The 6,597-nt window shown below is 52.3% G+C and carries 5 protein-coding genes; 3 read left to right on the forward strand and 2 right to left on the reverse strand.

The genetic code is table 11. The features are described from left to right. Positions 1-147: 147 nt before the first annotated feature. From HK24_RS07650 to HK24_RS07660, 3 genes are read left to right on the forward strand one after another with little or no spacing between them, the layout of a single operon-like run. Complete coding sequence (locus tag HK24_RS07650; RefSeq protein WP_158092992.1) at positions 148-1,716, forward strand: hypothetical protein; 1,569 nt, start codon at positions 148-150, stop codon at positions 1,714-1,716. After that, entirely contained in the window at positions 1,713-3,080 is a 1,368-nt protein-coding gene (locus HK24_RS07655; RefSeq protein ID WP_086633983.1) for a capsule biosynthesis protein, read from the forward strand. Before HK24_RS07650 ends, HK24_RS07655 begins: the two co-directional genes overlap by 4 nt. Continuing rightward, positions 3,077-4,291, forward strand: a complete 1,215-nt coding sequence (locus HK24_RS07660) for a glycosyltransferase family 1 protein (RefSeq protein WP_086633984.1) — start codon at positions 3,077-3,079, stop codon at positions 4,289-4,291. The genes HK24_RS07655 and HK24_RS07660 overlap by 4 nt, the downstream gene beginning before the upstream one ends. A gap of 68 nt (positions 4,292-4,359) precedes the next feature. On the opposite strand, the gene HK24_RS07665 is transcribed toward HK24_RS07660, so the two are convergent. After that, positions 4,360-5,508 carry a glycosyltransferase family 1 protein gene (locus HK24_RS07665; RefSeq protein WP_086633985.1) on the reverse strand — a complete coding sequence of 383 codons (1,149 nt, stop codon included), beginning with the start codon at positions 5,506-5,508 and terminating at the stop codon, positions 4,360-4,362. Between the two features lie 5 nt (positions 5,509-5,513). Further along, the gene (locus tag HK24_RS07670) at positions 5,514-6,047 is read right to left on the reverse strand and encodes a sterol desaturase family protein (RefSeq protein ID WP_158092993.1); all 534 of its coding nucleotides are present in this window, start codon (positions 6,045-6,047) and stop codon (positions 5,514-5,516) included. Positions 6,048-6,597 lie beyond the last annotated feature (550 nt).

Consider the following 6,597-nt stretch of genomic DNA (forward strand, 5'->3'; position numbering starts at 1 on the left):
TCTATGAGATTTCATCCATCAAGCACAGGCTCTACGATTGACTCGGTCTTGCTCAGGCGACCGCCAAGGGCCGAGAGCAAGGATGTTGAACTGGGATGTATCTCCTCATTCTCTGGCGAAAATCTACGTCATTCTGCTGCATCGATCTTGCATGACATTCGACGTGCAAAGATTGGGGGAGCTTTCTGGTTACCGTCAGTAGTGCTTTCCGCTGAGCGCAATACTCTCCTGTCGCTGCCAGCAGACGCGGCTTTTGCCTGGAGTTTGTGGAAGCATGTTACGGCTCAGGTAGATGCACGGAAAGTCGTCGTTATTTCCCAGCATTGGCATCATGCCGATGCAATCAGAGCCGCAGGCGGCCATGTTGTGTCTCAGGTGGACCCGCACAGCGTGCTTGAACAGGTTGATGAAGTCTGGACAACGGGTCGGGACGACGTAGCGCTTCTTGGTGCCGCTTATGGTCGGTTAGTGAGAATATGGTCGCCCGAAGGAGGCGAGGGCGTATTTTCCGAAACAATGGCTCTCGAATGGCTGACACGGGCCATTTTTTGGCGTAGCCCGTTCGATGGCAGGTCAATCGATCTAACCGAAGCGGTAAGGATCGTTTCTGACGACCGTCGTGCCTGGGAGCGGACGCGGGATGTGGCGGTCTGCGTTGGCATGGCATGGTGGAAACGCGAGCGTATTCGCGAGTTTTTCAATGTGAGCCGGAAGAGGATCTTTTTTCGGCATTCCATGTATGGCGCTTTAAGCGAAGCGCAACGTCGCAAAGGAATAATTGCTGCCTGGTCCAGCCGTACCCCGTCTGGACTGAAAAATAAGGCAAAGGCTCAGGGGGTGGGCATTTGCCAGGTTGAAGATGGCTTTCTGCGGTCTGTCGGGCTCGGAAGTGATCTTCTTCCCCCCTGTTCTATCGTGCTCGATAGGGCGGGCATCTATTTTGATCCTTCTCGCCCCAGTGATCTTGAAAAGATCCTGATGCAGACTTCTTTCGATGACAGCCTGCGGGCTCGCGCTCGCCATTTGATTGACACACTCGTAGTGCGGAATGTCTCCAAATACGGGAGTACGGCTGACGTTGGTTCCTTGCTTTCACGTCCTGCCGGGAAGACGGTTATTCTGGTGCCGGGGCAGGTCAGTAACGATCTATCCATTCGGTTGGGCTGTGGGGACGTCAGCGACAACCTCTCCTTGCTTCGTAATGTTCGTGATCGGATGCCCGATGCGCACATTGTTTTTCGTCCTCACCCGGATGTGGATGCCGGTCATCGCCCCGGTGCAGTCAGAGATGATATCGCCCTGCAGTATGCAGATGAGATCGCACGAGGAGGCCCAATGGTCTCTTTGATTGCTCAGGTAGACGAAGTTCACACCATGACGTCGCTTGCAGGCTTCGAAGCGTTGTTACGGGAGCGTGCGGTGACGACTTATGGAAATCCATTCTACGCAGGATGGGGGCTGACGTGCGATCTGGCTCCGAGCACCGGCCGTAGGGGACGAAATCTACAACTGGAAGAGCTTGTAGCAGGGGCGCTCATTCTCTATCCGCTTTATTTGGATCCGGTCACCCGAACACCCTGTGGGCCTGAAGTTCTTGTTGAGAGACTTTCAGACCCAACAATATGGACAACATCTTTCACTGTGCGTTTACGAAGATTGCAAGGCCGTCTACGTAGGCGAATACAGCATACACGCATGAGGATCTGGCCGAAATGAAGGCACCCGGCGATAGCCACTTCGGCAAGAAACATCTCAAACCTCTAAAGACGCGGCATTTCCTGTTTCTACAGGGATTGATGGGGCCGTTTTTTGAGCGCGTCGGAGAAGCCCTGCTGGCAGATGGCTACAAGGTTTCCAAAATTAACTTCAATGGCGGAGACAAGCTTTTCTGGCGCCTACCCGGTGGTGTGGACTATCGGGGAAGCCTTGAAGACTGGCCTGATTTTCTGCGCAATTTCATTGTGCAACGCGAAATTACGGATGTCGTTATTTTCGGAGACTGTCGCCTGCATCACATGGCCGCGGCGAAGGTCTGTGAAGAGCTCCAAATTCCGATGCATGTCTTTGAAGAAGGGTATCTCAGGCCGGACTGGGTGACGCTTGAACTTGGGGGCGTGAACGGCCACTCGCGTTTGCCGCGGGATCCCGACTATTACCGCGTGGAAGCACAATTGCTTCCTCCCCAGCTCCCTCATAGCTCTGTGCCATCCTCTTTTCAAAGGCGCGCAGCGGAAGGTATCGCCTATAATACTGCTGACCTTCTTTTGAGATGGTATTTCCCGCATTGGACAAACCATCGTCCTTGGCATCCCCTTGTTGAGGGAATGGGCTGGCTGAAGCGGTTTTCGCGTCGTAAGGCTGTTGCCGAACGTACGAAGAAAGTTCTGAGCAGGCTTGAGGCCTGTAAAGCGCCTTATATGCTCTTTCCTCTCCAGTTGGATGCTGATGCTCAGGTCCGTCTCCATTCGGGCTTTAGTGGCATGCAGGAGGCGATTGAATACGTCATTTCTTCTTTTGCGGCTCACGCACCGGCAAATATGCGGCTGATCATCAAGCAGCATCCACTGGATAATGGTCTGCGCGATTGGCGGCATATTATTGCGTGCTCCGGGCGCCGTCATGGAGTGCTCGGGCGGATAGGCTTTATCGAAGGTGGTGACATTGCCTTGCTGGTCAAGCAGGCTGAAGGCGTTATCACAATCAATAGTACGACTGGGACATTGGCGCTGGCAGAAGGTATTCCGGTTATTACGCTGGGGCAGGCCATCTACAATATTCCCGGCATCACATACGAGGGAACACTCGACGCATTCTGGAGGGCGCCAGAAAAGCCGGATATGGAGCTTTTCGCTGCATTCAGGCGCGTTCTGGTCGAATACTGTCTTGTCGCCGGTGGCTTTTTCTCAGACGAAGCGATGTCCAAGCTGGTGCGGGGTGTCGTGGCAAAACTTGAACGACATTCGCCTCAACTGTTTCAGACACGGGCGACTGAGGAAGGGCATGAATTCTGGCATGGAATGAGCCGTCCGCTCTTACGTCTTTCAGAAAAGGTTGCGGACGCAGTAGGGGCTCCTGAGTGAAGGAAAGTCAGGCAACATCTCCGTTTCTTCTTGATATTTCACGCCTTCTTTCCCGTTCGGGAGCGAGTGTACCAACGGGCATTGATCGGGTCGAGCTGGCCTATGCGCGATACCTGTTGGCTCATGTATCAGAACAAACGCGCTTTTGTGCCATGCACCCAATTGGTGTGATGGGAATGATTGACCAGGCCACGGCGCGGCGGTTCATACAGGCCCTGGAACTTCAGTGGGGACAATCTGGTTCCGGCCGGCCGGCCGCGCGCCTATGCGGTGCGATTAATCGTGGCCTGTTCTGGCATCGGCCTGCGGCAATGGCTCCTGGCACAATATACCTTAATGTTTCACATCATCATCTGACACGCCCTAAAGTGGTCGGTGCCTTTCTCAAGCAGACAGGTGCTCGGTGCGTGGTGATGATTCATGATCTTATTCCGATAGACTACCCGGAATATTCTCGCCCGAGAGAGCCCGCGCGGCATGAAATCCGTCTCAAGACAGTCGCACATTATGCTGATTCCATTATTGTACCGTCGCACTACGTGAAGGAAACGGTCTGTCGACATCTGAGGGAACTCTCAGTCGATATTCCAGTCCACGCAGTTCTTCACGGGGTCGATGCTCCTCACCTCCATACACGCACGATGGAACTGGACGCATCAATTCGCGATCAGCTCAAAGGACGACCCTATTTTGTATGTTTGGGCACCATTGAGCCACGTAAGAACCATCTTCTCTTGCTCAATGTTTGGCGTCGTCTTGTTGAACAGGCACCATCCTCGGCCCCTGTACTGGTAATCGTAGGAAAGCGTGGCTGGGAGAACGAGAATATTCTTGATCTTCTAGATCGCGCACCAGCCCTCAAGGGACACGTCATTGAGTGCCAGTCATTGCCTGACACGATGGTTCAGACCCTTTTGAAAGGCAGCTCCGGGCTTCTTTTCCCTTCCTTTGTCGAAGGTTTTGGACTTCCGCTTGCAGAGGCTCTGTCGCTGGGCGTGCCTGCGCTTTGTTCCGATATTCCAGTTTTACGAGAGGTCGGAGGATGTGCGGCGAGCTATCTCGATCCTCTGGACGGGCCGGCGTGGTTAGACGCGATTATGCGTTACGCTACTTCGGGGTGTGACAGGACAGACCATAAGTTACAGACAGAAAGCTTCTGCACCCTTTCCTGGGAAGAGAGCGTAGCGCAAGCACTTTCACTGATACAGTAATCTAAAAGTATTTATCGAAATTCTATTTAAAAATAACTTTTGGATGATTGGTTTTCTATCGTGGACGATCACCTATCTAGCAGGGTTTGGTAGAATTTCTTCATGCGTAGCGCATAGGGTTCAATAGCAAAGTCCTGTGCACGTTTCCGGCCTGAAGACGAAAGAGCCGCCCATAATGCATCGTCTTGGTCGAGCGTTTTAATGCCTCCAGCCAATGCTTCTACGTTTGTGCTGTCTACAAGAAGCGCTGACGTTCCTGAAATTTCCTCTGTTGCATGTCCCAGGCTGGTCAAAACGGGGGTGCCTAGAAGCATGGCTTCCAGAATGGGCAGACCAAACCCTTCAGCCAGAGATGGAAAAGCGACGCATCGTGCTTCTCTGATGGCGCGAACTAATGCCGGGCGGCTGCACCAGGGTAGGATCTGCACGCGCTTAGGAGCTGGATGATGCTGGAGGGCATGAAGCTCTTCTGCTCCCCCAAATCCTAAAGCGCCGATCAGGGTCAACGGGCGAGTTGTTCCAGAGCGACCATGGGCTTCGATCAGTCGTCCAACATTTTTACGGCGTTCAATCGTGCCGAAGTAAAGAAAACCGTCTTTTGGACAAGGAGCCTCGACAATCAGCGCTTCTGCCATGAGGTCTGTTGGAAAAGAAACCGATTGAGACAGCATGCTGATTTTCTCCGGAGGTAGTCCGAAGAAACGGATCAGATCCTGCCGGACCGCTTCTGAAACCGTGACAATGGCATCAGCATTGTCACACCAGAATTTCAGACGTCTATGAAGGCGCTTGACCGGAGTGTCGCTGAACTCAGGGTGGAGCAGTGGAATAATGTCGTGGATCGTCACCACATTGGGAATGCCTGGCCACTGCAAGGGAACCGGATAGGTCCAATGCATCAGATCCGGTGGCACGTCAGCTTTTATGGAAATCGGCCTATGAAGCGTCCGGTCCCTTATTTCGGCTGTTCGATAAAGGTCGTGACCAATATAGCCGTCACCTGTCTGCTGGACGCAACTATTGGGCCAAGTGCTACGGACGAGGCGTTTGATTTTCTGGGGAAAGTTATGAACATTTGCGTTTGTGGCCATGTCATCATGCAGCCACGCCGGGCGAATGCCTGCCTCGTTGTAGGCTTCTCCTAAAGTCGCCGCGTATGTTGCAACGCCCGTGCCACCAGCACGGCCCGTATTGCGGGTATCAAGTCCAATCCGCATTGGTATCAGGGAGAGCGCCCGGTCTTGGTGTGGAAAATCCGATCCCAGACATCGTTGCTTACCGCGAAATTTTTTTCTGGTGCAGCGTAATGATGAATGAGGTGGTGACGACGCAGTTTGCGAAGAATGCCCCGCTTTGGTCGATATTGATGACAGGCGTAGTGAACAAGATCGTAGACAATATAGCCCGCGAGAAAGCCGAGGAAAAATGTGGTGCCGCTATGGCCCCCTAAAAAATGCGCCAAGCCCCAGAGCAAGCCTGCAAGGGGAAGGCTGACGGACAGGGGCATCATGTTGCGGAGCTTCTCTCCCGGCTCGTCATGATGATTGCCGTGGATCAGGAAGATAAATCGTTTGCCAATCTCATGCGAGAGATCGAGGTGGAAAAGAAAACGATGACCCAGGTATTCAAAAAAAGACCAGAAGATGAGGCCCATAAGGAACAGGGCTACAAATGGAGCCACCGCCATCGGCACACAGTCCAGACAGACAAGGGAAAATATGACGACCCAAACCGGGATGAAAACTGACAACGGCATATATGTAAGCCGTTCCAGCCAGTCATTTCTGAAAAGCCTCAATGACACTCGGCAGAATTCCTCTGAAACCTTTGTTGTCTGTGCTGAATTCCCTCTTTTTTCGGAAAACAGAACGCGTTGATCCATGCGATCATATCGATGTTCTCAAGACACGCATAGTAATGTTTGAGCTTCAAACTGAAGGATGTGTCCTTCTTGCACCAGCTCAGCAGGTTAACGAAGGCTTTCAAACTAGTCAGACCACTCAACTTGGTTCCAAACATTTCTGAAGAAGTGGTTTGTTTGAACGAACACATCTTCAGATTTCGTAAAACGTCAGAAATTTACAAAGGTTTTTTTTCAAATTTCGGGTCCCAAGACGTAGTTTCTCGATACATCCCGCATGTAATCATTGCTCTGACGCTGCCATTGGAGCGAGTTCACCTGGAGCGTCAAATCTGTTCATCATTCTGTCGCTGAGGTTACGATGAGCATGGAGCTGGAGGGTTCGAAAAACCCACTGGTTTTGGGTCGGCCTTTATGATTCCATTTTTCCTACGTTGATTGGGTA

Origin of the sequence: Gluconobacter sp. DsW_058, assembly GCF_002153615.1 — a bacterium.
In the GTDB taxonomy this organism is placed as follows: Bacteria; Pseudomonadota; Alphaproteobacteria; order Acetobacterales; family Acetobacteraceae; genus Gluconobacter; species Gluconobacter cerinus.